The organism is Streptomyces sp. V2I9 (assembly GCF_030817475.1).
Lineage (GTDB): Bacteria > Actinomycetota > Actinomycetes > Streptomycetales > Streptomycetaceae > Streptomyces.
Window position 1 is genome coordinate 6,007,305 of the sequence record NZ_JAUSZJ010000002.1, and the last position, 25,372, is coordinate 6,032,676.

Genomic DNA, 25,372 nt, shown 5'->3' on the forward strand with positions numbered 1-25,372 from the left:
TGGGGGTCGGGGCGCTGGCGGGGGCTCTCAGGTAGGCGTTGGTAGGGGCTTCGCTGGGCCGCGTGGTCGCCGCGGTCTGCCGTGTAGGGCTTCCGCGTAACGGGGCAGGGGATGCGCTTATGCCGCTGATCGTGCCTGGGTCACGGTCGATTCGAAGCGAGAATGGTCCGTGCCGGTCGCGATGACGGAGTTCCTTTCGCAGAGGGCATTCCAAATATCCCTGATCAGGCAAATATGCAGGTCGGAAGGGATTCGAACCTTTTAGGTCAAAGGTCGCAGTGGCTTGGAGAAGGTGGCTTCCAGACGGTCTCCTCGGTGGCTGAAGGGGCCTGGCGAGGCGTTCGCGAGGTCCGGTCGGGCCCAGGAAAGGGTGAGAAGATCACATCTGGCAAGCTCGGTGAACGGCAGGGGGCAAGGGCATGGCAAAGAGGTCCGCGTTGCGGGGGTACTTGCTCGAGGAGGCCCTGGCCTGGTTGCTCCGGCACAGCGGCTACCGGCTGCTCGTCGACTATCGACAGGACGATGCCGAACTCGTCGGATCAGGCGGCTCTCTGCGTGTCCGAGGCCGTGGTGCGGTCCATCAAGTGGACGTGCTTGGTGAGTTCGCTTTCAACCCCGCCTTCTCCCTCCCCGTGCGGCTGTTCCTGGAAGCCAAGCACTACTCGACTCCGTGCGAACTGGAGGTCGTGCGCAATGCGCATGGCGTCCTGCACGACGTCAACGAAAACTTCATGAGCCATGCCGGTACGCGGCCCCGACGGCGGTACCAGTACACCTACGCGCTCTTTTCCGCCAACGGGTTCAGTCCGAGTGCCCAGCAGTATGCTCTCGCCCACCAGATCTCCTTGGTGGACCTGTCCGGAGAGTCCTTCACATGGCTGCGCAAGGCGATCCGTACCGCTGCGGCCAGCCTTTACTCGGCGCAGAACGCCCATGCCGTTGCTCATTTCCCTGTGACATGGATGCGCAAGGTACTCCGCGAGGCTCTCGGCACATGGCCGACAGGGGTGCCGCCACTGCCGGTCACCACCAACGCCGAGCAGTTCAAGGCTGCCGCCTCCGTGATCCTTACCCAGTTCGTCGACACCTTGGAACAGCATGCTGCGGCTGAGCTGCTGCTCGGTTTCCCTGCGGCCCCGTTCATCCTGCCGCTGGTCGCTGAGGAACAGGAGCAGTTCCTCTCCTACGCCGAACAGTGCCCCGACCACGCTGTGCGGTTGCGCCGGTCTGGGCAAGCCGCAACTGCTGAGTGGACGCTGTCCCCACGAGCAGACGAGGACGCTTACCGTCTGGCCTTCAAGCTGCCGGAACACATTGAGGCGTGGATCAGCGGGATCGAGGAGAAAGAGCCGCAACGCATCCTGGACATCAAGCAGCAATTCCTGTCGAGCATCACGATCTACCGCATGAACGGCAGCGGTGTCCGCGCCTACCAACTCGGATATGAGCCGAGCGAGTTGCGATCGTCTCCAGACGGAGGCCAATAGCGGATCAGCGAGGGGAGGGAACTGCACCGGCAGCAAATCGCCCGTGTGCCGGGCTGTTCAGGTGCCCCATTCCATTCGTACGGGCTCGCGGGCTGCGGCGAGGGCGCCGTCGAAGTCGGCGAGGCGTTCGGCGAGGGTGGTGGTGGCGATGCGGGGCGGGAGGCCTACCGAGAACTTCAGGCCGCGGACGGCTCGCGGGTCGACGGTGGGCAGGGTCAGGGAATCGGGGAGTTCAGCGCGGGCGGTCTTCCAGTCGGTGGGGGCAAGGTCCTGGCGGAGCCGGATATGGGTATCGGTGGGGCGCTGCACGGGGTCGGCGAGGTTGCCGAGGGAGGCGGCGAGGGTGGCGTTGGCGCGGTAGCCGGCCCAGGTCCACCAGCGGGTGGCGTCGGCGTCGCGGACCAGCAGGGTGCCTGCCGGGTGTACTTCGTGAGGGGCGAGGTCCAGGCGGAGCCCGGCGAGGGTCGCTGTGGCGCGGCGGGTAAGGCGGACGTCGGGGTCGGTGTCGAGCAGGACGTCGCGCATGGCGCGGGTGAGGACGTAGGACAGGCCGCGGGCTTCGCTGCCCTGCCATTTGGCGATGCCGCCGTCCTCGACGGGTTCGACGAAGGCACGGCGTCGGGCCCAGTCGATGAACGTGACCTGCCAGCTGCGTCCGGCCAGCAGCAGGCGGCGCGGGCCGGGACGTTCTTCGGTGAGGACGGTGGGGTCGGTGGTGCCGATCTCGGTGCGTCCGGCGAGCACGGTGCACTCGGGGGGCGCGGTGAAGGATGCGGTCAGCTCCATGAAGTGACGGCGGCCGAAGTGTTTCTCGGCTTCGGGACCGATGAACAGCATGCCGCCGTCGCTGTCGAGGAAGCCGCCTGTGACCAGGTGGGACAGGATGGGCGCGGCGGACTGGTCGAAGGGGGCGAGGCCGTTCCACTGCTCGGGCCACAGCCGGTCGCCGATGCGGTGTTCCTGCAGGGTGACGGCGAGGAGTTGCTGGGCGACGAGGTGGCGGGGTGAGGGTGGCGGGGTGACGGGTTCCACCCAACCACGGGCCCACAGAGTGAGCAGGCCGGCTGCTTGGAGCAGGGTGTCGGGCCGGGTGGCGAGGAACAGGCAGTTGCGGGAGGTTCCGGAGCGGCGTCCGGTGCGGCCGATGCGCTGCAGGAAGGAGGCGACGGTGCTGGGGGAGTCGATCTGGATGACGCGGTCGAGGTCGCCGACGTCGATGCCGAGTTCGAGGGTGGAGGTGGAGACGATGACGCAGTCGCGGGCTTCGGCGAATGCCTGCTCGGAGCGTGTGCGTTCGTCGGTAGAGAGGGAGGCGTGGGAGAGGAACACGGTGACGTCGCGAGCGCGCAGCGCCGCACCGAGTTCTTCCACCTGCTTGCGGGAGTCGCAGAAGACAAGCCGTTTCTCGCCCCGGTGCAGGGCGGAGATCACCTTGGCGGCGTTGGCGAGCGATCCGACGTAGTCGAGCTCTACACTCAGGCTCAGAGCTGAGCTTATGAATGCGCCTAGGGTCTGTTGCGAAAGTGGATCTTGATCGGTGATGATCATGCGTTGTGGCGCGTGGAGATCTGACAGATGCACAGTGGTCGCGGCTGGAGCCGCTGCTGCCAAAGGGCAAGAAGGCCGGGAGGCCGCCGATATGGACGAGGCGGCAGCTCATAGACGGCATACGGTGGAGGACCACGGCGGGAACGCCATGGCGGGATGTGCCCGAACGGTACGGACCGTGGGACCGGGTGTACGACCTGTTCCGCCGGTGGCAGCGTAACGGCACCTGGCACCGGATCCTGGAACAACTGCAGGCCGATGCCGACGCGAGGGGCCTGATCACGTGGGACGTCAGCGTGGACTCCACGGTCTGCCGTGCTCATCAGCACGCCGCGGGAGCCCGTAAAAAGGGGACCTTCAAAAGGAACCGCCCGGCGGCTTCGTCACCGAGCCCGACGATCATGGCCTCGGACGCTCCCGCGGCGGTCTGACCACGAAAATCCACCTCGCCACCGAGCAGGGGCAGAAATCACTGTCACTGCTCATCACCGCCGGCCACCGGCACGACAGTCCCTACTTCCGCCCGGTCCTGGAGAAGATCCGAGTACCCCGCCCAGGCCCCGGTCGGCTCCGCACCCGACCTGACAAGGTGCGGGGCGACAAGGCCTACGGTTCCCGAGCGAACCGTGCCTACCTGCACGGACGCCGGATCGCCTGCACCATCCCGGAGAAGGCGGACCAGATCCGTAACCGCAAGAAGCTCGGCTCCCGCGGCGGCCGGCCGCCGAAGTTCGACAGGGAAGACTACAAACAACGGCATGCGGTGGAGTGCGGGATCAACCGCCTCAAGAGACACCGCGCAGTAGCCACGAGGTACGACAAACTCGCCGTCCGCTATGAGGCAACCGTGCTGGTCGCGGCCATCAACGAGTGGCTGTGACCAGCACTTTCGCAACAGACCCTAGACAGCTCTCACGCCAAAACGAGGTCCCGTTGTCATGCCGCGATCTTCCCTCCCCCGGGACCACTCGTACGTCAGTCCAGGGCGCACCCCGCCTATCCGGATTCGCGAAGGGTTCTCATGGACCGGGCGCGGGGACCAGATCCATTCGGAGACCGGGTTGCCCTTGTTGCCGCGCTTCTTGCGGGCCTTGCGGTTCCAGACTTGGTAGCCGGTGTACTTGGGGTTTTCGAGGTTGCCCCGTACGGATTGCACGGGCCATCTCCCGACGGTGACGGTGCTCTTGTTCGCGACGGGCGGCGGGTACTTGTCCAGGTCCTGGTTGAACCTCTCGGCGATGGCCCGGTAGGTGAGTCGCTCCAGCGCGCGCAACCGGAAGGTCTCGGAGACCACGGGGCCGCATACCGGGTCGGGGACGAGCCGGTGCTTGGTCCGGCCTTCGGCACGGCGGGCGGGCACGGGGTGGGGGACCTTGTCGGCGAGGTATCCATAGGGGGGCTTGCCGATGATTCGTGGTGAACCCCGGTCAGTTCGTCGACACGGTCGAGGAGATCCCGGCGTTCGCCCGGCAGCTCCATCGGCTGGCCGACCGCCGGTCCGCTTCCTGACCCGCGCCGCGCCCGCTGCCGGGCAGGCCCGCGCAAGCACCTTCCGTCACCCCTGCCCGGGGGCCATCACCAGCACCGCAGTGGCCAAGTGCCCGGCTCCGACGTCTCCCCGGGTCGTCCAGCGGCCGGTGAAGCGCCGTATCCGATCGCCGTCCACGACCAGGCCGGAGACGCGGAGCGTGCCCGTGAAGGTCCCCCGGTCCGGATCGGGCACGACGGCGCACTCGTGGAAATCCAGCCAGCGGCCGGTGAGCGGGGACCACGCCTTGTAGACGCTCTCCTTGGCGCTGAAGACAAGCCGGTCCCAGGCGATGTCGGGGCGCCGCCGCGCGAGCCCGTGGACGGTGTCCTGCTCCTCGGGGAGCAGCACGGACAACGCGACCCCTGCGGGCAGCGGGTCGTGCGGCTCGGCGTCCACGCCGATCGCGCGAACCGCCAAGCGGCGCGCCACCGCCGCGGCACGGTAGCCGTCGCAGTGCGTCATGCTTCCGACGATCCCCTCCGGCCACATCGGGGCCCGTTGCTGCCCCGGCAGAATGGGCATCGGGGGCACGCCGAGACGCGCCAGCGCCGTACGCGCGCACAGCCGTACCGCGGCGAACTCCAGCTTGCGCTTCTCCACGGCCTTGACGACCAGTCCGGCCTCTTCGGGGTACAGCAGCGAGGTGACGTCGGGGGGATCGGCGAACAGCTCCGCGACCTCGATGCCAGGGGGCAGCAGTCCGGCCAGCAGGCCCGACGGGTCCGGCAGGTCCGTGCGGCCTGGGGCGGTGGCGGGTGCGCTGTCGTGAGGGCTGGGTCCCGTCATGTTTGGGAGCTTTCATCCGTCGGCAGTGTCCGGGCGAGACCCTCTCGGAAAGCCCCGGCCCGTCCCTTCGCGGGGGATCGGGGCACCGACGGGCCGGGGCGGTTCATAGTGAGCCCTTCTCGGTAACGTCTCGTGACGGTTCGTGATCTTCGCTCAGGTGGTGGGGTGTAGCCGGCCGCGGCCGCCCGTTCCAGTGCGGTGGACAGGTCCGGGGCATGGTCGGCGAGCACGGCCAGTCCTTCGTACAGGCAGCGGTAAACGGTGGGCACCGATATGGCGTTGTCGCAGGCGAGTTGGGCCAGCCCGGTCCCGTCGACCAACCACCGCAGGACCAGCACGCCTTGCTTGTACTCGCCCAGCGCCCGGTTTCCCTTGCGGGTACCGAGCCTCTCGCGGTGCTCGTGCAGCAGTCGGGCCAGAGTCTCGGCGGTCTCCCTGCCGACATCGAGCACAGCGGTATAGGTGATACTGGTCAACGTGGAGCCTCTGGGTTCAGGAACGTGATCTTCGCAGACCTGTTCCTACCAGGGGCTCCACTCGCATCTAACGCCGGGTCACATGCCCCGGCCTCACGCCTTCACACAGTCACACACTGCAACCGGCTCGTTGCCGAGAAGACCTCAATGAGCTTCTTCGAGGTGGCCACCGATCGGGTGATGCCCTCGGGTGCGAAACGGACGAGGCCCTCGGGGTGTTGATCGAGATGTCTGACGTCTCAACAACAGGGTCCGGGGGCCTCGTTGGTCATCTGTCCTGCCGCACTCGACCTGCCGCATGCGCTGGTGGAGTGGGTCACGATGCTCCTCGTCACTCGTGAGGGCGACCGGCGCTGCAAGCTCCGTCCGTCCCAGCGTGCGCTGGTGGCACTGGTGCACCTGCGGGAGCACACCACTCCGGCCAAGATCGCCGCCGGGTTCGGGATCAGCGAGTCCACCGCTCACGCCTACACCACCTCGGTCATTGCCCTGCTCGCCGACCGCGCGCCGGGCCTGCTCAAGGTCCTGCGCGCGGCGGACCCGGACGTCGTCCTGCTGGACGGCACGCTCGCCGAGTGCGACCGGGTAGGTGACGGGCGGGCGGACTACCCCCACAAGCACCGCCGGCACGGTGTGAACGTGCAGGTCGTCACTGATCCCGGCGGCCAGCTGCTGTGGCTCTCGCCCGCGCTGCCGGGCCGTGCCCACGACCTGACCGCGGCCCGCACCCACCGGATCATCCGGATCTGCGAGCGCCAGGACGTCCCTGTCCTGGCCGATCTCGCCTACCTCGGCGCAGGTCCCTGGGTGACCACGGGCATCAAGCGCAAGCCCCTGCAAGAACTCACCCCCACCGAGCGGACCGTCAACCAGGCACTGACCACAGCCCGAGCACTGGTCGAGCGAGGCGTCGCCCGCCTGAAGTCCTGGCAGATCTTCCGCCGGTCCCGCTGCAGCCCGAACCGCATGACGGCAATCGCCAAGGCCGTCCTCACCCTGGAGCGTCACCGCTGAAGAAGCTCAATGAGCACCAGCATTTCCACCGGACGACATGCTGTCAAGACACCCTGGTCAGGCCATAGTTGATCCTGCCCCTGCGGGGAGCCAGGCGCGTGTGCCGGCCCCGGGATACGGGGTGGCGGCGGTCGTTCCCGCCCGCACCGAACCGTGCTTCGGGCGGCGAGAGTTGGCAGCCGGCACCGTTTCAACAGGGCTTGTGTTGCGGAGAAACACCTGCATACGATGCCGCCTCCAGTAACACGGCATGAGAACGGCGGATTCGATGCGCGCACGCTACGTGGTCTCCGGGATCGACGGGGGACCGGACGGTTCCGTCGGGTTGGGAATCGCGCGCAGCATTCGACTGTTCGACCCGGAAGCCTCGATCACGGGCATCGGGTACTCGGCCATGCCCAGCGCCGTGCTTTCCGAAACCGCCGAGCATTCTGGGATTTTCGATGAGACGCACGTCTTTCCGAACTGGGGCACAATGCACCTCGGCACCTGGGCTGCCCAGTTAAGCGAAATGACGAAAGAGGCGGTGCTCATTCCGGGACTCGCGCTCGAAGCCCGGATCCTCGCCCAGGAGTTGTCGCAGCACGCGAATGTCCTGGCCCCTGACGAGAGCTGCCTCGCGCAGCTCGGCAGACCCGCGCAGAAGCTCGCGCGCGCACTGGAAACGCCCCTGCCGCCCTCACTCGCCGAGCATTCCATCACCGAAGTGTCGAAGTTCATGCGGCAGTGCGAGCACGGTGCCTGGGTCAGGGGCGAGATCGGAGGGGGCACGCGGGTCGGTGGCACATCGGCCGCGCTGAGCGCGGGGCGGCAGATTGCGGCAATGTGGGGGACACCCTGGTATCTGGAGGCCCACGTGCCGGGCCAGGCGTGCTCCCTTGCCTTCGCCGCCCGCGACGGGGCGCTCATAGACGCCGTCTTCATGGCGGCCACGGAGGTGACGAGCGGCGGGACGCCATGGGCGGGCAACGTGACTCAGCCACCCCCGGCCCTGAACGACCGGCTGCGCACGGTCGTTGCCGAGCTGCGCTGGACCGGCGGCGGCACCCTGGACCTGATCCGCACCTGGAACGGCGACCTGCGCCTGCTCTCGGTCAAGCCCACGTTTCCGTCCTGGATCCACGGCGCGGCCCTCGCGGGCTTCAACCTCGTCGGGTCGCTCCTTTCCTGCACCCCGGTCCGTACGGAATCCGGCAACGCCGCGTTCACGCGGCTCGTGGTGGAGGCCGGGACACCAGCGGCGGCCGTGGCACCGACCCGGGAGCGGTCTGCGTCGGTGCCTGCGCTCCTCAAGTGCAGCGCCATCACCTCGGGGCAGGACAGTCCGGGACAGGACAGCACAGAAGAGCCGGCCCAGGCCGTCGCACACCTCATCCGCCTGCTGGAGCAGGGCGCGTACGAACGGGACAGCGACACCAGCTCGTTCGCCCTCGAGACGAGCGACTTCGTACGCCGGGCGACGCGCCTACGCGAGACCCTCGGCCCCGAGACGGTAATTGGTTACAGCATCAAAACCTTCCCCCACCCCCGTCTCATGGCTACCGCCGCCGAGCTGGGCCTCGTCGCCGAAGCGACCTCCCAGCATGAGCTGGACGCAGGTGTGCGCGCCGGTTTCGCGCGCCGGGACGCCGTCCTCAACGGCCCCGCCAAGTGGTGGCCGACACCCGAAGCAGCGGTCTGCGGCACCGCGTTCGCTGACTCGCTGGACGAGTTGCGGATGCTCGCCGCCGCCCACCGCCCCTTCCCGCTGGAGCTGGCGACGGTCGGCGTACGGCTCCAACCCAGCTTCGATAGCCGGTTCGGCATCGCGATGGACTCGGCGGAGGCGATCGAACGCGTGGCTGACCAGCTCGGCCGCACGGCGGCCAGGCTGGGCACGAGCTGGGGCGTGCACTTCCACCACGCCGAAGCCGTTGTTGGACGTCCCGTCTGGCACCGGGAAGTCGAGCGGCTCGCCCGCATCACCCACCTCTTGGCCGATGCCCTCGGCACGCCGCCCGCCGTGGTCGATGTCGGCGGCGGCTGGCACGCTGAGGACTTCGAGGACTACCGCACCTCGGTCGCAGCGGCCCGCAGCCTCTTCCCGACCATCCTCGACGGCACGACACGCCTCGCTACCGAGCCGGGCCGGGTGCTGACGCAGACGGCGGGAATCCGCTACGCGACAGTGCTCGCGCGGCGTACGGACGCGATGGAGTGCGACGTCGTGGTTGACATCGGAGACCCGGAGATGTCACACGCGCTGAGCTTCGACCGCCCGGTGGCGGTGCTCCGCGACGGCACGTGGACGCCGCTGAGACGGGGCACGGCGCGAGTGCTGGGCCGTACCTGCCAGGAAAGCGACGTACTGCTGACGCATGTCGACACGACCGACCTGCGGATCGGCACGACGCTCGCGATCGGCGCGTGCGGGGCGTACGACTTTTCGATGAGCTACGAGTTCGGGCGGGGAGCAGCCAATGGATGAGCCGAGCCGCGACCGTGCCGGGTTTCCGTCCTCCTTCACCCACGCGCCGCCGTCGAGACTGAGCAGTCACCTGGCGGCGTGCTGCGTCTTCGCGCGCGAGGTGCTCGTCGGCGGCTTTGCCGCGCAGTTGGACGTGGCGAGCGCCCTCGCCCGTATCCCGGAACGGCTGCCGTGGGGTGACACCCAATGGCCGAGCCATTGGTGCGACGCCGCGCGGGCATCGGCGGCGGACTCCGGCGTGCACGCCGAGCTGGCTTCTGCCGTGCTGGACCGGTACGGCGTCGAGCACCGCCGGGGCAAGGCCGTCTTGTCCGCGCCGCCAAGCGTCGTCGCGCACTGGCGAGAGCGCTGGCGGGCGCGGGGCAGCGCCGTCGTCTGGCTGGCGCCGCCGGGCCTCATCTACCGGGAGGTACTCGCGGTGGCGGGACGCTGGTGGGACCCCACAGACAGCTGCTGGATCGAGCACCCCGGCGGCCGTACACCCGCCGGCACGGTGCTCGCGCTTGCGGAGGATGGCGGCGACTGGGCCTTTGGCCCAGGCCACGGGCCGCTCCAGGGGGCCGCCGGATGATGCAGGAGACGCAGCGCCGCGTACGGTTCTCGAAGGATCTCGAACTCCTTGCCCCAGCCAACGACTTGGAGCGAGATGCGCTGAACGGCTTGCTGGCGGCGCTGCGTACAGACACCGAGGAGGACAACATCCGTGCCGCCAAGCTGCGCCTGCGGGACGCCCTGCTGCTGTCGGCATGGCAGTCGCCCGTGCAGGGCGACCGGCGGGGAAGCGGCACACTGCAGGGCCCGTCGTACGAGTCCCATTACGAGCGCGAGTCGCTCGATCCCGACGTCCTCGAAGACGCGCTGTCGACCGACACACACGATGCGCTGGTCTTCCGCACCGTCGACTGCGCCCGCAAAGCCCACGCCTATGCGGTCGGCTACATCGCCGCGAACCAGCCTGAGAAGCGGGACCGGCTGCCCGCCCCCGAGTTCGCGCCCCTCCGCGTGCTCGACCAGGAGGTGGGCGTGCTGCGGCTGCCGGCTGCGGGGACGGAGGTACTGCAGCATCTCGCCCGCGACGTCCGCAAGCTCGGCGGGGCCCTGACGTTCCTCCAACTGGTCTCCGCGTATCTCGCGCTCGAACAGTTGCCAGTGGACTCGTGGTGCGTGGACGACGCGGCGTCCGGCGCGGCGACGGACGTACGGCCGCTCCGCCTCCGGTTCACTCAGGCAGCGACCTGCGGTCGCGGTGGCGTCGTAGAGGAGTGTGAACGTGTGCTGTCGGCCGCCCACGGTCCGTACCTCGCCGGTGCCGGGCGGGCCGAGTGCGTCCTCACCGCCAGCGGCATGTCCGCGCTCGACTCACTGCTGCAGCTGGCCGTGTCGTCCGACACCTCGGTGCTGGTCGGGAAAGGCTGCTATCCCGAGACGGGCAAGCTCCTCAAGTACATCGCGCACCGCTGCGACGTACGGTCCTTCACGGAGGACCGGCCGCTGCACGGCATCGTGCCGGGAGACGCGGCGGGCCGACCGAAGCGGCTGATGGTACTGCTTGAGCCGGTATCTAACTGCGCCGCGACGGAGCACATTTCGGAGTTCACCGGCTGGGCGCGCAGCGAGGCGCGAGACCTCGCGGTGTGCGATATACCGGCGGTGATCCGCGCGCTTGGGACGGCGTACGGTGGCGGGGCACTCGTGGCCGTGGACGCGAGCGTCTCCGGGCCCGGCCCGTGGCTCGCGAGGGTGGCGGAGGCGGCCGAGGAGTCCGGGGTGCAGGTCGTCCTGTGGTCGAGCCTGCAGAAACACTTCATGGCCGGCGAGGACTGGTCACCGGGCGGCTATCTACTCAACCTCGTGCCGACCGGCAGCGATCCGCTCTTCTCGTCCGCGGAGCTGCGCGGTACGGTTGACCTCGCCGGGTCGTACGAGCCCGCGCTGCGGCTCGTCGCCGCCTGCGCCAGCGGGGCGTCGGCGCGCGCCGAACGGCTCGGGGAGGCCGCCGCCTGGATCGCCGCCGAACTGGCCGCGCCGGCGTCGCAGGTCCTGCACCCGGCGAGCCCCGAGCACCCCGAGCACGACGCGTGGGCCGCACTCGGACGGCCCGCGGTGCCCTTCGTACTGCTGAGGCTCGGGCCGGAGCGGGCCGAGCGCGTGCGTACGCTACTCAACGCCGCCTCGCCGGATCTCCCCGAGATCGTCCTCCGAAACAGCTTCGGCTTCGCTGAACCCACCGTGACCGAAATCTTTCCTGGGCAGCCGGACGAGATCATGCGGCTCTCGCCCGGCGATCCCGAGCTGTATCCGCCAGCGGCGCTACTGCGCGCGTTGCGGGCGGCGCTGGCCGACGGCGGCGAGGCTCGGGGCGGCAGCAAGTCACCGGAGCTGTGACAGCTCCCGCTCCTGCCGCTTCTGATCCTTTCGTTTCAGGGTGACGTCATGGTGAGGCTGGTCTCGGCGATGAAGCCGTCGAGCAGGTCGGCCCGGTACTGCATTCTCTTCAGACGGGTGTGGGTGAGGTCGGCGAGCTGGTCAACGGTGCAGGCCGCGAGGTTGCCCAGGTCGTGCTTGAGGTTGGCCCAGACACCCTCGGCCGGATTGAGGTCGGGAGCGTACGGCGGGAGCCGGTAGACGGTCAGCCACCCGGAACGGGCACTCGGCAGCCGGCGCAGCAGGGCATCGACGTGCTGGGTGGAGTTGTCCCAGACCAGCACCATGTTCCCGCCGAGCTGGTGGTGGGCGGCATCCAGCAGGCCGGCGAAGTCCCGTTCACGAAAGCCCTTCTTCTCACCCCGGCGGTGCGGGTGATGCACCAGCATCCGGTAGACCGGCCGGGTCCGGCACCCCGCTTTCACGCACACCGTCCCGGCCAGGGACACCCGGCCCGCCCGCGCGGCCACCCGCACCACCGGGGCCCGGCCGGCCCTCGCCCAGGTCCGTGCCTTCGCCGGCCGCAGAGCGAGCCCGGACTCATCGGCGAACACCAACCACGCCCCCTGCTCCCTCACCGTCTTTCCACGTCCGGCCACGTCTCCCGCCGCCACACCTCGACCTTCTCGTCGTCGTGCTCGGCCGCCCGGTGCACCGGAACCTGCACGGAAAAGGCCATCTGATGCAGGATCCGGGACAGTTGCGGCTGGCTGAAGCGGACATGGGAGCGACGCACGACCAGCACCGAGACCCTGACCAGGGTCTCGGTGCTGGTCTTCGGTCCAGCCGTGCGCGGCCGGCCCCTGCTCCAACGCCCGGGCCAGCCAGATGCGCCAGGCCGGTTTCATCCGCGAGTCCACCCCCGAGGGCCCCTTGGACCGCAGGGCCAATCCGGTACGGGCCTTCCGGCTGGGCCTCGCGTACGGCGGCGACATAACGCTCCACCATCTCCGCCAGCTTCTCGACCGGCTCACCCTCGGAAATAGCGAACGCCTCGATACCGGTCACCGCATAGGTGCCGGCCAGCCCTTTCGCCAGGGCACCGTAAGCGTTCACGGTCCCGCCGACGGCGTGGACGAGGAAGAGCGGCCGACCGCCGGCGTCCTTGCCCGTCAGCGATACGAGACGTGCGGCAACCTGACTTGTTTGCTGATCGGACATCTGGAGCCTCTTGTCCCTGGTGTTTTCGGTGGGTGTGTTGCAGGGAATCCGGGGTCACCGGGGAGCTCGGTGAGCGTGCCCCTCAGCGACGACGGGCCTCCACCTGGGGCACTGCCCGGAGTTCGCGCTCCAGCAGCTTGAGAGTGCCGATGGTTCGCAACTCGGGCAGTTCCTCAAGCATCTCCAGGAACCTCTGGGACCAGAGAGCGTAATCGGGAAAACGCTCGATCCGGCGCGCGAATCCCTTCTTCCGCCACGACCACGGCTTGATGCCCGCGTAATGCAGACCGCGCGCCAACTCGATGGACGGGTACCCGTAGAAGACGGAGTAGCTCGGGTCCAGGCTGGTCCACTGCCCGGACCAGAAATACGTGGCGGCCTGCTGGTCCGTCCACGCCCAGCGATTCCGCACCATGCGTTTCTCCCCAGGGCCGTCCGTCCGCCGCGTTTTCCTCGATCGCCGGCGACGCAGTCGAGTTCGATCTGGACGACGTGGACGTGGGCGCACTGGCCAGGCTCCTCTCGGCGGAGCGGGCCACGCCTTTCATGTTCATGCTGGCGGTCCATCACCTGACGCTGGCGCGGATGTCCGGGCAGCGGGACATCGTCGTGGCCAGCCCCATGGCGAACCGCAACAACCTGGCCCTGCTGAAAACCATGGGGTATTTCGTCAACATCGTCGGGCTGCGCGTCGACTCGGAGAGCGATCGCACCTTCCGGGACCTCCTGCGGCACATACGGAGTGTCTCGCGGGACGCCTACGAGAACAAGGACTATCCCCTCGCGCAGCTTCTCGCGCACCTGGGCTCACGCCGCGAGGGTCGGCCGACCGCCCTGTTCGAGACGATGTTCACGTACGAGAACATCCCCGCGGAAGCCGAGACGTGGAGCTCCGGTCTCGAAGTCGAAGCCATCGGGACCGACGAGGTCGTCGTCAAATCCGACCTGTCGTTCTCGATCGTCTCGGCGGAGCGCGGCTTCCGGGGGGCGATCTGCTTCCGCACCGCGCTGTACAACCGGGAGTTCATCGAGTCGCTGGCCGCCCAGTTCCTGCGCCTCGTGCACGAGGTCGTGCGGAACCCGGAGGCGGAGTTGGACGAACTGCTGGCGAGCGAGGCCGGCGCTTCGCGGTGAGAGCCGTCAGGCGGGCGGGCCGACCTCGGGGAGCGCCGCGAAGTCGACCTTCCCGTTGGCCTTGACCGGCAGGCGGACGACCGGCACGAACGCCGAGGGCACCATGTAGGCGGGCAGGCGTGCGCCGAGGTGACTGCGCAGGTCCCGGACCCGGGGGGCTCGGTCGTGCCGGTGGCGTAGTACACGGCGAGGGCCAGGTCGCCGTACCGTGTGTACGGCTTGACGGCGGCGTCGGTGACCTCGGGGTGGGCCGTGAGCGCCTTCTCGATCTCGGCGGGTTCCACCCGGTAGCCGCGGATCTTCAGCTGGCGGTCCGCCCTGCCGGTGACGCGCAGGCCTTCCGGCGCCAGGATTCCGAGATCACCCGTGCGGTACAGGCGCAGTCCGGCGGTCTGTCCGGTGCCGGGCACGAACCGGGCGGCGGTGGCCTCCGCGTCGACGTATCCGCGTGCCAGCGCGGGGCCGGACAGGTAGATCTCGCCCTCCTGCCCGGCGGGCACAGGCTGCAGCGCCTCGGTGAGCAGGTGGACGCCGGTGCCGGGCAGCGGGTGCCCGACCGGCGCGCTCCCGTGCTCCGCCAGCGGGCCGGAGGTCAGCTCGGCGATGATCTCGGCAGTGCAGGAAGTGACGGCGGTCTCGGTCAGGCCGTAGGCGTTCACCAGCCGGGAGCCGGGGAGCAGGCGCAGATGGCTCTCGCAGTCCGAAAGGTGCACGGCGCTGCCGCCCACGATGGTCAGCCGCACCGGGAGTTCCTGCGGCCTGCCCTCCAGGTCCGCGAGGAACGCGCGCCAGAAGGCGGGGGAAAGGTCCATGGCCGTCACCTGGTGCCGGTGTATCTCCTCGACCAGTTCGCCGGGAGCCCACATGCGGTCGGGCAGCACCAGGGTGGCGCCGTTGGCCAGGGTCACCAGGATCTGTTCGAGAGAGGTGTCGAAGGTGATGGCGGCCAGCTGGAGTACGCGGTCCCCGGGCGCGATGTCGTAACGCTCATTGATGTGCGCCAGGAGGTACGCCAGGGAGGAGTGTTCGACCTCGACGCCCTTGGGTGCGCCGGTCGACCCGGAGGTGTAGATGACGTAGGCGAGGTCCGTGCCCGAGACCGGGGGGCACGGCGGTGCGGGGTCCCCGGCGGGGGGCTCGTCCGGGGAGGCAGGCTCGTCCAGGCCGAGCAGCGGAAGGTCCAGGTACGGGAGGCGGCCGCCGGCCGAGGCCGTCACGACGAGGGCACACCCGGACCGACGGGCGAGAGTGGCGAGCCGTTCTCCCGGGGTTCCCGGCTCGACGGGGAGGTAGGCCGCTCCGGTCATCCAGGTCGCGAGCATGATGGCGACCAGGTCGGGCGAACGCGACAGGTGGGCCATGACGACGTCACCCCGGCCTACCCGGCGCGCCCGGAGCCGGCCGACGATCCGGTGGGCGCGCTCTTCCAGTTCGGCGTACGTCAGTCGCACCGGGCCCTGCACCACCGCGAGGCTCCCGGGCTGCGCGGCGGCACGTGCGGCGAACCGTTCGTGAGCGGGCTTCAAGCTGTCGACTCCATTCGCACGGAAGGCAGTTCTCATATCCAGCTCGACCACAGCCGGGCGTACGCGCCGCGCTGCTCCAGCAGGTCCTGGTGGGAGCCGGACTCCACGATGCGCCCGCCCTCCACCACGACGATGCGGTCCGCGTCGCGCGCCGTGTAGAGCCGGTGCGCGATGGAGATCACCGTGCGCCCCTCCAGTACGGCCGCGAACGACCGCTCCAGATCGCGGGCGGAGCCCGGGTCCAGCCGTGAGGTCGCCTCGTCGAGGATCAGCACGCTCGGATCCGCCACGACGAGCCGGGCGAGCGCGAGTTGCTGTACCTGCGCGTCCGTGAGGCTCTCTCCGCCGACGCCCACCGTGGTGTCCAGCTTCTCCGGCAGCGCGTCGGCCCAGCCCGTCGCGCCGACGGTTGCCAGGGCACTCCACAGGGCGGCGTCCCGGGCCTCCTCCCCGCCGTCCTGCGGGAGGTGGGAGGCGGCCAGTTCGAGGTTCTGACGCAGCGTGCCTCCGAAGACGTGCTGCTCCTGGCTGACCAGGACCAGATGCCTGCGCAGCTCGTGGTGCGGCAGCTCCGCGAGCGAGGTGCCGCCGAGGCGTACCTCGCCGCTGTGCGGGGCGTAGGTCCCGGACAGCAGCCGGGCCAGTGTGGATTTGCCGCTTCCGGTGGGGCCCACGATGGTGACGCGCTCGCCGCGGCGGACGCTGAGGTCGATGCCGTGCAGGATCTCCGGCCCGTCCTCGTACGCGAACCGGAGGTCACTTACGGACAGGTCCACCGAGTCGATGACCGGCATCTTCGCGGATTTTTTCGCGCCCCCGGCGGACTCCTGGCCGGTGTCGGCCGAGACCCCGAGCAGGCGGCCCAGGGAGGCGCTGCCCTGCTGGAGCGTGCCCACCCAGTCGAGCAGCGTCTCGAAGGGGAACATCAGCTGGAGGATGTACAGGGTGGCCGCGGTGACCTCGGCGAGGCCGACCCAGCCCTCGCTGTAGGCGTATCCGCCGAGGAGCAGGGCGAGGGCCAGGGGCAGGGTGCCGAGGAACTCCTCCCAGGAGTACAGGACGGTGCGCAGCCACAGGGTGTAGCGCATCGTCTCGTACCAGTTGTCCGTCGCCTGCTCGGCACGCAGGACGCGGTGCTTCTCCATGCGGTGGGACTCGACGGTGGCCGCGCCCTGGATGGTGGCGTCCAGTCCGTCGGTGATGCCGGAGGAGGCCGCGCTCTCGCGCAGGAAGCCGTCGCGCGCGCGGCGCAGGAACCAGCGGTTCACCGCGTACAGCGGCGGCAGGGTGATCAGGAGCGCGACCGACAGCAGGGGTGACACCACGACGAGGGCGACAATGCCGAGCAGAATCCACACCAGCGCCTCGGTGACCTGGGGCACCGCCATCTGCACGGTACGCCGCAGGGTCTCGGAGTCCTGTGAGGCCCGTGTCACGAGGTCGCCGTCGTCGGCGCTCTCGACGGTGGCGATCGGCAGGTCGAGTACGTCGTCGACGAACTTCTCGCGGATCTCGCCCTGCACGGTGGCGGCGAGTCGGCCGGCGGCGCGGAAGGCGGCACGCGTCAGGAAGGTCTGCAGCAGGACGAAGCCGGTCAGCGCGGCGATGACTGTGGTCACGTGCCCGGTGGTGGTGCCGTGCCGCAGGTCCTCCACCAGGGAGCCGAGCATCCAGGGGCCGACCAGGCCGCTGCTGACGGCGGCGCCGTACAGGGCGAGGACCTTGGCCAGTTCCCTGCGGTGACGTCCTGCCGTCTGCCGGAGGAAGCGGTGCACGAACCGGGGTTCGGCGACGGGGAGCGTACGAACCTTCATGGCCTCACCGGTGCTGTCTCGTCGCGGGCCACCAAGGTCCGGTACTCCGCATGGCTTTCCAGTAGTTCCTCGTGAGTGCCGGTGGCGACCACGCGCCCGTCCTCCACGTACGCCACGCGGTGCGCGCGCTGGAGCAGGAGGGGGCTGACGGTGAACACGACCGCGCTGCGGCCGTCCTCGTGCGCGGCGTGGAACCGTTCGAGGTTCTCCGCGATCCGGTACTCCGTGTACGCGTCCACCGCGTCGGTCGGCTCCACGAACACCGTGAAGTCGGCCTTCGTCAGCAACGCCCGTGTCAGGCGCAGGCGTTGGAGCTGACCGCCCGAGAAGGTGCGGCCGCGCCCGGTCATGGGACTGTCGAGGCCCTCCGGGAGGGGGGTGACGATGTCCGCGGCGGACGCTGTCTCAAGGGCCGCGTCGATGTCCGCCTCGGCCACGGACCCGCCCCGGGCGAGTTCCTCGCGCAGGGTGCCGTCGAAGAACTGGTGCCTGTTGGTGCACAGCAGAATCCGCCGGCGCACGGCCGAGAGCGGCAGCGAGGCCCAGGGCTCGCCGGTCAGCGCGCTCTCGCCGGGGGCCTCGAAGCGCGCCAGCCGGCGAGCGAGGAGGTCGGCGTCCACAGGGTCGGCGCAGGCGACGGCCATGAACGTGGACGGGGGAACGTCCAGGCCCGAGCCGGGGTCGGCCAGGTGCGTCTCGTTGCGGGCCGGGGGCGCGGCGGCGGCCGCCGCGGGCGCCTCCTCCACCGCTGCGGGGACGTTGAGCAGGGTCGTCACCCGGCGGGCGGCCACCACGGCGCGGGTGACCTGGCTCATGCCCTCCATGAAATCGGTGAGCGGCATGGTCAGGAAGGTGGTGAATCCGTAGAAGGCGACCAGCTGACCGATCGTGAGCTGCTGGTCGAGCACGAAGCGCGCCGCCGCGTACGTGACGATGACGGTGACCAGGCCCGGTACCAGAACGCGTGCCGCCTCGAAGTCGGCCTCGGCGCGCGCCACTTCGGCGTCCGCCGTGCGCAGCCGCAGCGAGTCGGCCCGGAAACGCTCGGCGAACTTCCGCTCGCCGCCCACCCCGCGCAGGACCCGCAGCCCGGAGGCGATGTCCACGGCGCGGCCGGCCAACTGCCCCTGCCGGTCGCGGTACGTGTCCTGCTTGTCGTGCAGAGGGCGCAGCAGCAGGCTGCTCAGCCCGCTGAACACGGGTACGACCACGAGGACCAGGAGGCCGAGCGGCACCGAGACCATGAGGATGGCCACCGTGACGGCCGCTATGGCCGAGACGGCGCCCACGATCCGCCCCGCGTAGAGGAGGCCGACGCCGATCGTGATGCTGTCGGAGGTGCTGGTCGCGATCAGGCTGTCGACGTCCTTCTGCCGGTGCAGCGCCGCACCGAGCCGGGTGATCTTCCGCGTCACCATGCGCGTGACCAGGGAGGCCGAGACCGTGCGCGTGATGATCGAGTGCCGGTAGAAGGCGATGCCGGTCAGAGCCCGCACAACGCCGAGCAGCAGAACGGCCGTTGACCACCACAGAACTTCTCCGAGGTCGCCGCCGGCGACGCCCCGGTCGATCGCGAGGCCGATGGTGGCAGGGAGCAGGGCCTGGCTGGTCATCCAGACCGCGGACGTGACGGCGCCCCAGAGGGTGGCCGCCTTCTGCTTGCCCACGAGCGCGAGCAGGAACCGGCCCGGCGACCGATGGTCGAGTCCGTCATGGTCGAGTGCTGGTATTTGTTGCATGAGCGAGAGGTCGGTCCCTTCGGTGGAATCGGCGCCGCGGCCATGAGCTCGGGCGGGCGCCGCCTGGCAGCGATCGGAACGGCTGTTCCTTCCCCGTCATCGCTCCGCGTCGATACGCGCAAGAGGGTCCGAGACCACGGCGGCCAGGTCGCACAATAGCGGGTACCGCTCGATCACCGCCGCGTCCACCTCGGTGCCGTGGGTCCTGCGAAGTCCGGCCGCGATCTGCTCGGCGGCCCGCCGATTCCCGTCCAGGGCGTAGAAGTTGGCGTCGGGTGCCGCCGGGGCGCCCAGGTGGCGCTCCCACAGCGTGGACAAGGTCTCGAACACGGCATCGTCCCAGTTCCAGGTGGACTCGGGAGCACGCAGGGCGCTGTGGTCGGTCTTCCCGCTGCTGGTCCTGGGGATCTCGGGCACCCAGTACACGCGGGCGGGCACCATGTACGCCGGGAGCCGCCCGGCGACCTGCCGGCGCAGCTCCGCCACATCACGCTCCGGGCCGGCGACGAAGGCCGCGAGGTGCGGGCCGATCAGCCGGTGGGTGTCCATGCGGACGGCGACGCGGCGGTGGCCGAGCAGCGCCACGAGGGCGTCCTCCACCTCGTCCAGCTCGACGCGGTTGCCGCGGATCTTGACCTGCCGGTCGATCCGGCCGGCGTGCACCAGCGGGCCGTCCGCCCGGCGCCGGACCACGTCTCCGGTGGCGTAACGCTTCCCGTCGGCGCCGAACCGCTCGGCGGTCAGGTCCGGGCGGCCCACGTAGCCGAGGGCGAGGCCGGGGCCGCTGACGAGGAGTTCGCCGATGTCCTGGCCGCTTTCGCTCAGGGGGCGGATCTCCAGTACGGCACGAGCCACGGCCGAACCGATCGGAAGGTCCGGCTCCGTCTCGTCGGCGTCCAGCGGGAGGCAGGCGTGCGCCGTCGTGTAGATGGTGGCCTCGGTCGGCCCGTACAGGTTCCACACCTGCCTGACGTGCGCGACCCGGGCGACCAGCGCGCGGCGCAGGTGCTCCCCGGCGAGGAGCAGCACGGTGCCGGCCGGCAGTTCGAGGCGGGCCTGGACGAGGTGTTCCAGGACGGTCGGCGTGGTCTGGACGTAGACCTCCCGCCCCGGCACGACGAGGAGGGCCCCCAACTGGTTGGACAGGACCTGCAGTTCGGTGGCGATGACCAGTTCGCCGCCCACCGACCAGGGCGCGAAGATCTCGAACACCGACACGTCGAAGGCGAAGGAGGACAGGGCGACGAACGAGGACTCCCGTCCCATCCCGATCAGCGAGACCACCGACTCCACGAGCCCGGCCGCGGCGGCCGAGCGCACCTCGACGCCCTTGGGCGTGCCGGTGGACCCGGAGGTGAAGATCACGTAGGCGGCGCCCGGCTGCGGGCGGGACAGCGGCTCGGACGGTCCGGCGCTCCCGGCCGGCACCGGTTCGGACGGTCCGGTACTCCCGGCCGACATCAGCTCGGGCGTGGTCAGGTCCAGGCGCGGCACGTTCGCGGGCGTCTCGCGCGCGGTGTCGACCGCCAGCACCATGCGTGCCCCGGCCCCGTGCAGTACGGCGGCGCAGCGGGCTGCCGGCCATGCCGGGTCGATCGGGACGTACGTGGCCCCGCACCACAGCACGGCCAGGATGGCCACGGGTGCGCCGGCCCGGCGGGCCCCCATGACGCCGACCCTGTCGCCCGGCTCCACACCGGCGGCGGCGAGCCGGCCGGCCAGCTCCGTGACCGCCGCGGCGGTCGCGGCGTAGTCCCACGATCCGTGGGCGTCACGGACCGCGACGCGTTCCGGGGTCCGGCGTGCCGACTTCAGGAACAGGGCTGCAAGCCGGTCCGGCTCATCAAGGGTCACTGCGGATTCCTTCCGTGGCGCGGGCCTACGCGGCCGGGGCGTTCGCCCGGAGCGAGGAGATGTGTGAGGGGAGGACGTCCCAGATCGCGGGTGTGTAGAAGTGGGAGCCGGGCAGCTCGGTGTGGCGCAGCCCGTTCCCGGCGAGCTTGCGCCACTGCTCCTGGACGTCCGGGTCGATGGTCTCGTCCTCGGTGCCGGTGAACAGTTCGACGGGAGCCGTCACCCCGGAGCCCGGGCGGAACCGGAACGAGTCGCGGACCCGGATGTCGGCGTGCATCAGTTCGACCGCCATCTCCTGGAGATCGGCGTCGTCGAGGACGTGCTGCGGCAGCAGCCCGAAATGACGCATCCAGTCGCGGAGTTGGTCGTCGCTCTGTGCCTGCGAGGGGATCACCTCCCCGGCGTCCAGGCGGACGCTCGGCGCGTTCGCGGAGGACAGGACCAGTGCCTCGGGCCCGCGGTGGCCGCGTTCCTCCAGCCGGGAGGCGACGTCGAAGGCGACCCAGCTGCCCATGCTGTGGCCGAACAGCACGTAGGGGAGGTCCGAGGCGGAGACGACCGCCGTGATCACGTCCTCGACCAGCTCCTCCCAGCCCCTGGCGAAGTCCTCGACGAAGCGGCCCTCACGGCCGGGGTAGCAGACGGCGGCGAGCTCCACGCCGGGAGGCAGGACGCCGGCCCACTTCATGTACGAGCTGACGCCTCCGCCGCAGTACCCGAGACAGATGAAGCGCTTGGCAGCCGTGAGGACCGTGCTGTGGTACGGGTGCGCCACCGGGACGCGGACGGCGGCGAGCCTGTCGCCGCGCAGCCGGTCCATGAGCGCGTCGAGGGCGGTGGCCTCGCCGCTGAGCATGCAGTCCCTGGCTCCGGGCACGATCGCCAGGGACACCGCCTCGCTCAGGTAGGGAGCAAGGGCCTCCTCCGTGAGGCGTACGCGGATCATCCCGCCCGGCGGTGCGTCCCGCAGGATGCGGGCGCGTTCCGAGATCACCGTGGCGGCCTCGCCCAGGTCGAACACACCGGCGAGCACCCCGGCGGCGAGCTCGCCCAGGCTGAACCCGCACAGCGCCGAGGGCCGCAGGCCGTCCGCGAGCAGCGACCGGCCGATCACCACGGACTGCACCAGCAGGGCGAGTTCACCGAGGCGTGGCTCGGCCTCGCCCGCGGGTGCGCCGGACAGCAGTTCTCCTACCGCGGTGCGGTCCTCGGCGGGCAGCGCTTGCAGGGCCTCGGCGAGCAGGTCCGCGAACCCGTCGATCCCGGCCGCGGCGCCGGTGAGATCGCCCGCCGGCTGTCCCTGGCCCGGCAGGACCAGCACATGGCCGAGCTTGCGCTTCGCGAGCCGGCTGCCCGTACGCCAGGTGGTGACCCCGCCGTCCCGCCGGACGGCCACGACGGCCTCCCGGTGGGGGAGCACTTGCCGCCCCGTGGCGAGGGTGTGGGCGAGGGCGCCGAGGCGCCCGGGATGCTCGGCGGCGAACCGCGCGACGCGCTCGGCGGTGTCCTGGGCGCTCCGCTCGGAGGCGGCGGACACCGGCAGTACGGCCACCAACTCGCCTGATTCCTCGACCGGTTCGGCGACGGGCGGCTCCTCCAGGACGACGTGCGCGTTGGTGCCGCCGACGCCCATCGAGCTCACCCCGGCCAGCCGCGGCTTCTCGCTCTCCCACGGGCCGCAGTCCTCGGGCACGAAGAGCCGGTCGCTCTTGGGCCTGATCTGCGGGTTGCGTTCCCTGAAATTCGCGACCGGCGGGATGCGGCCGTGCGCGAGGACGAGCGTCGCCTTGATGACGCCGAGGATGCCCGCGGCGGCGCCCAGGTGGCCGAGGTTGGCCTTGGTGGCGCCGAGTGCGCAGGGCACTCCGTCCGGCCCCAGCGCCTGTTCGATGGCCGCCCATTCGACGACGTCACCGATCGCGGTGGCGGTGCCGTGCGCTTCCAGGTAGCCGATCTCGCGCCTGTCGACGCCCGCGTTCGCCAGGGCCGCACGGATGACGCGGCTCTGCTGGGCCACGCTCGGCGCGGTGAAACCGACCTTCCGGTTTCCGTCGTTGTTGAGCGCGCTGCCGCGGATCACGGCGTGGACGGCGTCCCCGTCCGCGAGCGCCTGATCCAGACGCTTGATGACGACCGCGCCCGCGCCGCTGGCGGTGATGGTGCCGCCGGCGTCGGCGTCGAAGGGCCGGCAGGAGCCGTCGGCCGACCAGATGCTGCCGTCCTGGTGGTAGTAGCCCACCCGGTGCGGCAGTTCGATATTGACGCCCCCGGCCAGCGCCATGTCCGCGTCGCCATGCTGCCCGGGTACCGCAGTGGGTCGCAGCCCGCGTCCTCCAGGGCCGAGAGCGCGACCTCCATCAGGACGCGGCCGTTGAGGTTGAGTCCGTCGGCCTCCCCGGCGCTCATGCCGAAGGCGGCGTTGTCGAAGGCGTCGTACCCGTCCAGCGGCGCCGCGACCGGTACGTACCGGTTGCGCACCTCGGGGTCCAGGCTGATGTTCTCCCGCCGGCGGTCCTCCTCGCCGACTCGCACCATGCCCGTCGCCCCGGTCTCGATCCCGGTCCACAGGGAGCGGTAGTCGGCCGCCCCCGGAACCCTGCACGCCATGCCCACGATGGCCAGCGGCTCTTGCACCTGCTGCTCCCTCACGTAAAGCGGTCACCGCGTCCGGGCCCACCGTGCCGCGAATTCCACGGCGCGGTGGTGGCCACTGCGGCGGCTTGAGAACCGGATCCTCAGCTTTACGCCGGCCGGCCGTCGACTTCCAGCTGGGAGACGAACTCGCGCAACTGCGGGTAGTCGAAGAGCATGCGCAGGGTCGCGGACTGCGAGACCTGCTGGCGCACCTCCGCGATGGTGGCGCCCACCAGCAGCGAGTGCCCGCCCAGGTCGAAGAAGTCGTCGTGCGGGGATTCCACCGGCACGCCGAGCACCTCGGTCCAAATGGCGGCGACCGTCTCCTCGACGGGCGTGAACGCGGCGCCCTGTCCGCCCTCTTCAGAGGCCCGGTCCGCCGCCACGGCCGGGGTCGCGCCAGCGGCCTCGCCTCCCGCGAGGCCGGGCACGCGGGCCAGGACCTCGGCCAGGCCGAGGGAGTCCATCGGCGCGTCGGGCTCGTCCAGCAGCCTCGCGAGGATCTCCTGGTACGCGGCGGCGTACCCACGCGCGACCTCGTGGGGGTACGTACCGAGGGCGTACTCCCAGTCCAGCGCGATCCCCGTGTCGACGATGTCGCAGGCCACGTGCAGGTCGAACGGCCCCTGATCGGTCCGCGCGAAGACCTCGGACAGGTCGCCCTCGCCCAGTTTCAGGCTGCCGACGGCGCCCGCGGTGAACACCGTGCGCAGGATGTCCGAACCCAGCTGCTGCTCGGCGTCGAGGTCCGCGATCATCCTGCTGAACGGCAGGTCCTGGTGGTCGATGGCCTCCATGAGGTCCAGCGACACCTCGCCGAGCGTCTCGGCGAAGGACTGCGTCAGGTCGATCTCGGACCGGATGACGATGGTGTTGGCGAGCAAGCCGACCGTGCGCTCGAACTCGGGCGTCCGGCCGCTCGTGGCCATGCCCAGCACGGTGGTGCCCTCGCTCGTGGCGGCCGCGATCATCACCTTCATCACGGCCAGGAGGACGGAGAACTGCGTGGACCGGGTGCGGCGGGCAAAGGCCGTGAGGGATTCGGTCAGCGTGTCGTCGAGCGTGAGGGACATCAGGGCCGTGTCCCGCGCCACCGGCGTCCGCACGGAGCTGTGGACAGCGCCCGGGCAGGGCGCTGCCGGTGATTCCGGCGAGCCGCTCACGCCAGTACTTCCGCTCCTCTTCGTACGTGCCGTTCGCGAGCGTGGCGAGCTGCCTGTTGACGAAGGTGCTGTATCCGGGCGGTACGGGGCCGAGCTCGGCCGGGACGCCGCGGCGGGCCGAGCGGTACAGCTCGCCGAACTCGTCCAGGAGGACGGCCATCGACAGGCCGTCACACACGAGGTGGTGGGCCACCAGCACCAGCGTGGTGCGGCTGTCCGAGACGCGGAGGGCGGTGAGCCTGATCCCCGCCTCGGCCTCCAGGTCGAACGGGCGGTTGGCCGCGGCGTTGATGGCCGACTGCAGCCGCTCGGACCGCTCGCCCTCCGGCAAGTGGCGCAGGTCCAGCACCTCAACAGGCCTCGGCTCCGGCTCGCGCGCGATGACCTGCACGGCACCGGCCTCGGTCTCACGGAAGGTCGTACGCAACGACTCGTGACGCCGGATCAGCTCGTTGAACGTGAACTCCACTGCTTCGAGGACGAATTCACCCTCGAAGTGGAAAATCTCCGGCATGCAGTACGCGGGGCTCGCCGGATTCAGCCGCCAGAACAGCCACATGCCTTCCTGGAGCGGGCCGATCGGCAGCGTTTCCGTCATCGGCTCGGTGCTGTTA

Annotated in this window: 17 protein-coding genes and 6 pseudogenes; 7 read left to right on the forward strand and 16 right to left on the reverse strand. The window is 70.1% G+C overall.

What is annotated here, in order from left to right; all coding sequences use genetic code 11:
• The first annotated feature begins 419 nt into the window (after positions 1–419).
• Positions 420–1,487, forward strand: a complete 1,068-nt coding sequence (locus QFZ71_RS26185; protein ID WP_307670610.1) for a restriction endonuclease — start codon at positions 420–422, stop codon at positions 1,485–1,487.
• A gap of 57 nt (positions 1,488–1,544) precedes the next feature.
• On the opposite strand, the pseudogene QFZ71_RS26190 reads toward QFZ71_RS26185, so the two are convergent.
• Positions 1,545–2,960: pseudogene (locus tag QFZ71_RS26190) on the reverse strand (helicase-related protein); the annotation flags it as partial.
• Positions 2,961–3,040: 80 nt separating this feature from the next.
• On the opposite strand from QFZ71_RS26190, the gene QFZ71_RS26195 reads away from it, so the two are divergent.
• A protein-coding gene (locus QFZ71_RS26195; RefSeq protein ID WP_373465156.1) for an IS5 family transposase occupies positions 3,041–3,915 on the forward strand; the annotation gives its coding sequence in 2 pieces (ribosomal slippage) (positions 3,041–3,430 and positions 3,433–3,915; 873 coding nt in all).
• A gap of 21 nt (positions 3,916–3,936) precedes the next feature.
• Here QFZ71_RS26195 and QFZ71_RS26200 read toward each other — a convergent pair.
• The 3 genes and pseudogenes from QFZ71_RS26200 to QFZ71_RS26210 all read right to left on the reverse strand — a co-directional run.
• Positions 3,937–4,395, reverse strand: coding sequence for a recombinase family protein (locus QFZ71_RS26200; RefSeq protein ID WP_307670612.1), 459 nt, complete (start codon positions 4,393–4,395; stop codon positions 3,937–3,939).
• A gap of 195 nt (positions 4,396–4,590) precedes the next feature.
• Entirely contained in the window at positions 4,591–5,277 is a 687-nt protein-coding gene (locus QFZ71_RS26205; protein WP_373465209.1) for a 4'-phosphopantetheinyl transferase, read from the reverse strand.
• Positions 5,278–5,516: 239 nt separating this feature from the next.
• Positions 5,517–5,828, reverse strand: a pseudogene (locus QFZ71_RS26210) (IS5/IS1182 family transposase); the annotation flags it as partial.
• 264 nt (positions 5,829–6,092) lie between these two features.
• Between QFZ71_RS26210 and QFZ71_RS26215 the strand changes: the two are divergent.
• The 4 genes from QFZ71_RS26215 (at position 6,093) to QFZ71_RS26230 (ending at position 11,694) form a co-directional block, all read left to right on the forward strand.
• Complete coding sequence (locus QFZ71_RS26215; protein ID WP_307670614.1) at positions 6,093–6,842, forward strand: transposase family protein; 750 nt, start codon at positions 6,093–6,095, stop codon at positions 6,840–6,842.
• Positions 6,843–7,110: 268 nt separating this feature from the next.
• Positions 7,111–9,309: a hypothetical protein gene (locus QFZ71_RS26220; RefSeq protein WP_307670615.1), complete on the forward strand. Its 2,199-nt coding sequence runs from the start codon at positions 7,111–7,113 to the stop codon at positions 9,307–9,309.
• Complete coding sequence (locus tag QFZ71_RS26225; RefSeq protein WP_307670616.1) at positions 9,302–9,880, forward strand: hypothetical protein; 579 nt, start codon at positions 9,302–9,304, stop codon at positions 9,878–9,880. The genes QFZ71_RS26220 and QFZ71_RS26225 overlap by 8 nt, the downstream gene beginning before the upstream one ends.
• The gene (locus QFZ71_RS26230) at positions 9,877–11,694 is read left to right on the forward strand and encodes a hypothetical protein (protein WP_307670617.1); all 1,818 of its coding nucleotides are present in this window, start codon (positions 9,877–9,879) and stop codon (positions 11,692–11,694) included. Before QFZ71_RS26225 ends, QFZ71_RS26230 begins: the two co-directional genes overlap by 4 nt.
• 35 nt (positions 11,695–11,729) lie before the next feature.
• Here QFZ71_RS26230 and QFZ71_RS26235 read toward each other — a convergent pair whose 3' ends face one another.
• The 4 genes and pseudogenes from QFZ71_RS26235 to QFZ71_RS26250 form a co-directional block, all read right to left on the reverse strand.
• Positions 11,730–12,311: a transposase gene (locus QFZ71_RS26235; RefSeq protein WP_307670618.1), complete on the reverse strand. Its 582-nt coding sequence runs from the start codon at positions 12,309–12,311 to the stop codon at positions 11,730–11,732.
• Positions 12,308–12,478 carry a winged helix-turn-helix domain-containing protein gene (locus QFZ71_RS26240; protein ID WP_307670619.1) on the reverse strand — a complete coding sequence of 57 codons (171 nt, stop codon included), beginning with the start codon at positions 12,476–12,478 and terminating at the stop codon, positions 12,308–12,310. The genes QFZ71_RS26235 and QFZ71_RS26240 overlap by 4 nt, the downstream gene beginning before the upstream one ends.
• Positions 12,479–12,633: 155 nt before the next feature.
• Positions 12,634–12,894 (reverse strand): annotated as a pseudogene (locus tag QFZ71_RS26245) (thioesterase domain-containing protein); the annotation flags it as partial.
• Between the two features lie 82 nt (positions 12,895–12,976).
• Complete coding sequence (locus tag QFZ71_RS26250) at positions 12,977–13,309, reverse strand: hypothetical protein (RefSeq protein ID WP_307670620.1); 333 nt, start codon at positions 13,307–13,309, stop codon at positions 12,977–12,979.
• Positions 13,310–13,392: 83 nt separating this feature from the next.
• Here QFZ71_RS26250 and QFZ71_RS30530 point away from each other — a divergent pair, with 83 nt between their 5' ends.
• Positions 13,393–14,028, forward strand: coding sequence for a condensation domain-containing protein (locus QFZ71_RS30530; protein ID WP_373465210.1), 636 nt, complete (start codon positions 13,393–13,395; stop codon positions 14,026–14,028).
• Between the two features lie 233 nt (positions 14,029–14,261).
• On the opposite strand, the pseudogene QFZ71_RS26255 reads toward QFZ71_RS30530, so the two are convergent.
• From QFZ71_RS26255 to QFZ71_RS30540, 8 genes and pseudogenes are all read right to left on the reverse strand, one after another.
• Positions 14,262–15,590: pseudogene (locus tag QFZ71_RS26255) on the reverse strand (amino acid adenylation domain-containing protein); the annotation flags it as partial.
• The gene (locus tag QFZ71_RS26260) at positions 15,587–17,368 is read right to left on the reverse strand and encodes an ABC transporter ATP-binding protein (protein WP_307670622.1); all 1,782 of its coding nucleotides are present in this window, start codon (positions 17,366–17,368) and stop codon (positions 15,587–15,589) included. The pseudogene QFZ71_RS26255 and the gene QFZ71_RS26260, both read right to left, overlap by 4 nt.
• Positions 17,365–19,107, reverse strand: a complete 1,743-nt coding sequence (locus tag QFZ71_RS26265; protein ID WP_307670623.1) for an ABC transporter ATP-binding protein — start codon at positions 19,105–19,107, stop codon at positions 17,365–17,367. The genes QFZ71_RS26260 and QFZ71_RS26265 overlap by 4 nt, the downstream gene beginning before the upstream one ends.
• A 96-nt stretch (positions 19,108–19,203) precedes the next feature.
• A complete protein-coding gene (locus QFZ71_RS26270; protein ID WP_307670624.1) occupies positions 19,204–20,961 on the reverse strand; it encodes an amino acid adenylation domain-containing protein in 1,758 nt (585 codons plus the stop codon).
• A 25-nt stretch (positions 20,962–20,986) separates the two neighbouring features.
• Entirely contained in the window at positions 20,987–23,242 is a 2,256-nt protein-coding gene (locus QFZ71_RS26275; protein WP_307670625.1) for an alpha/beta fold hydrolase, read from the reverse strand.
• An 11-nt stretch (positions 23,243–23,253) separates the two neighbouring features.
• Positions 23,254–23,568 (reverse strand): annotated as a pseudogene (locus QFZ71_RS30535) (beta-ketoacyl synthase N-terminal-like domain-containing protein); the annotation flags it as partial.
• A gap of 134 nt (positions 23,569–23,702) precedes the next feature.
• On the reverse strand, positions 23,703–24,668 hold the full coding sequence (locus QFZ71_RS26280) for a condensation domain-containing protein (RefSeq protein WP_307670626.1): 966 nt from the start codon (positions 24,666–24,668) through the stop codon (positions 23,703–23,705).
• Between the two features lie 58 nt (positions 24,669–24,726).
• Positions 24,727–25,356, reverse strand: a pseudogene (locus QFZ71_RS30540) (condensation domain-containing protein); the annotation flags it as partial.
• Positions 25,357–25,372: the final 16 nt, after the last annotated feature.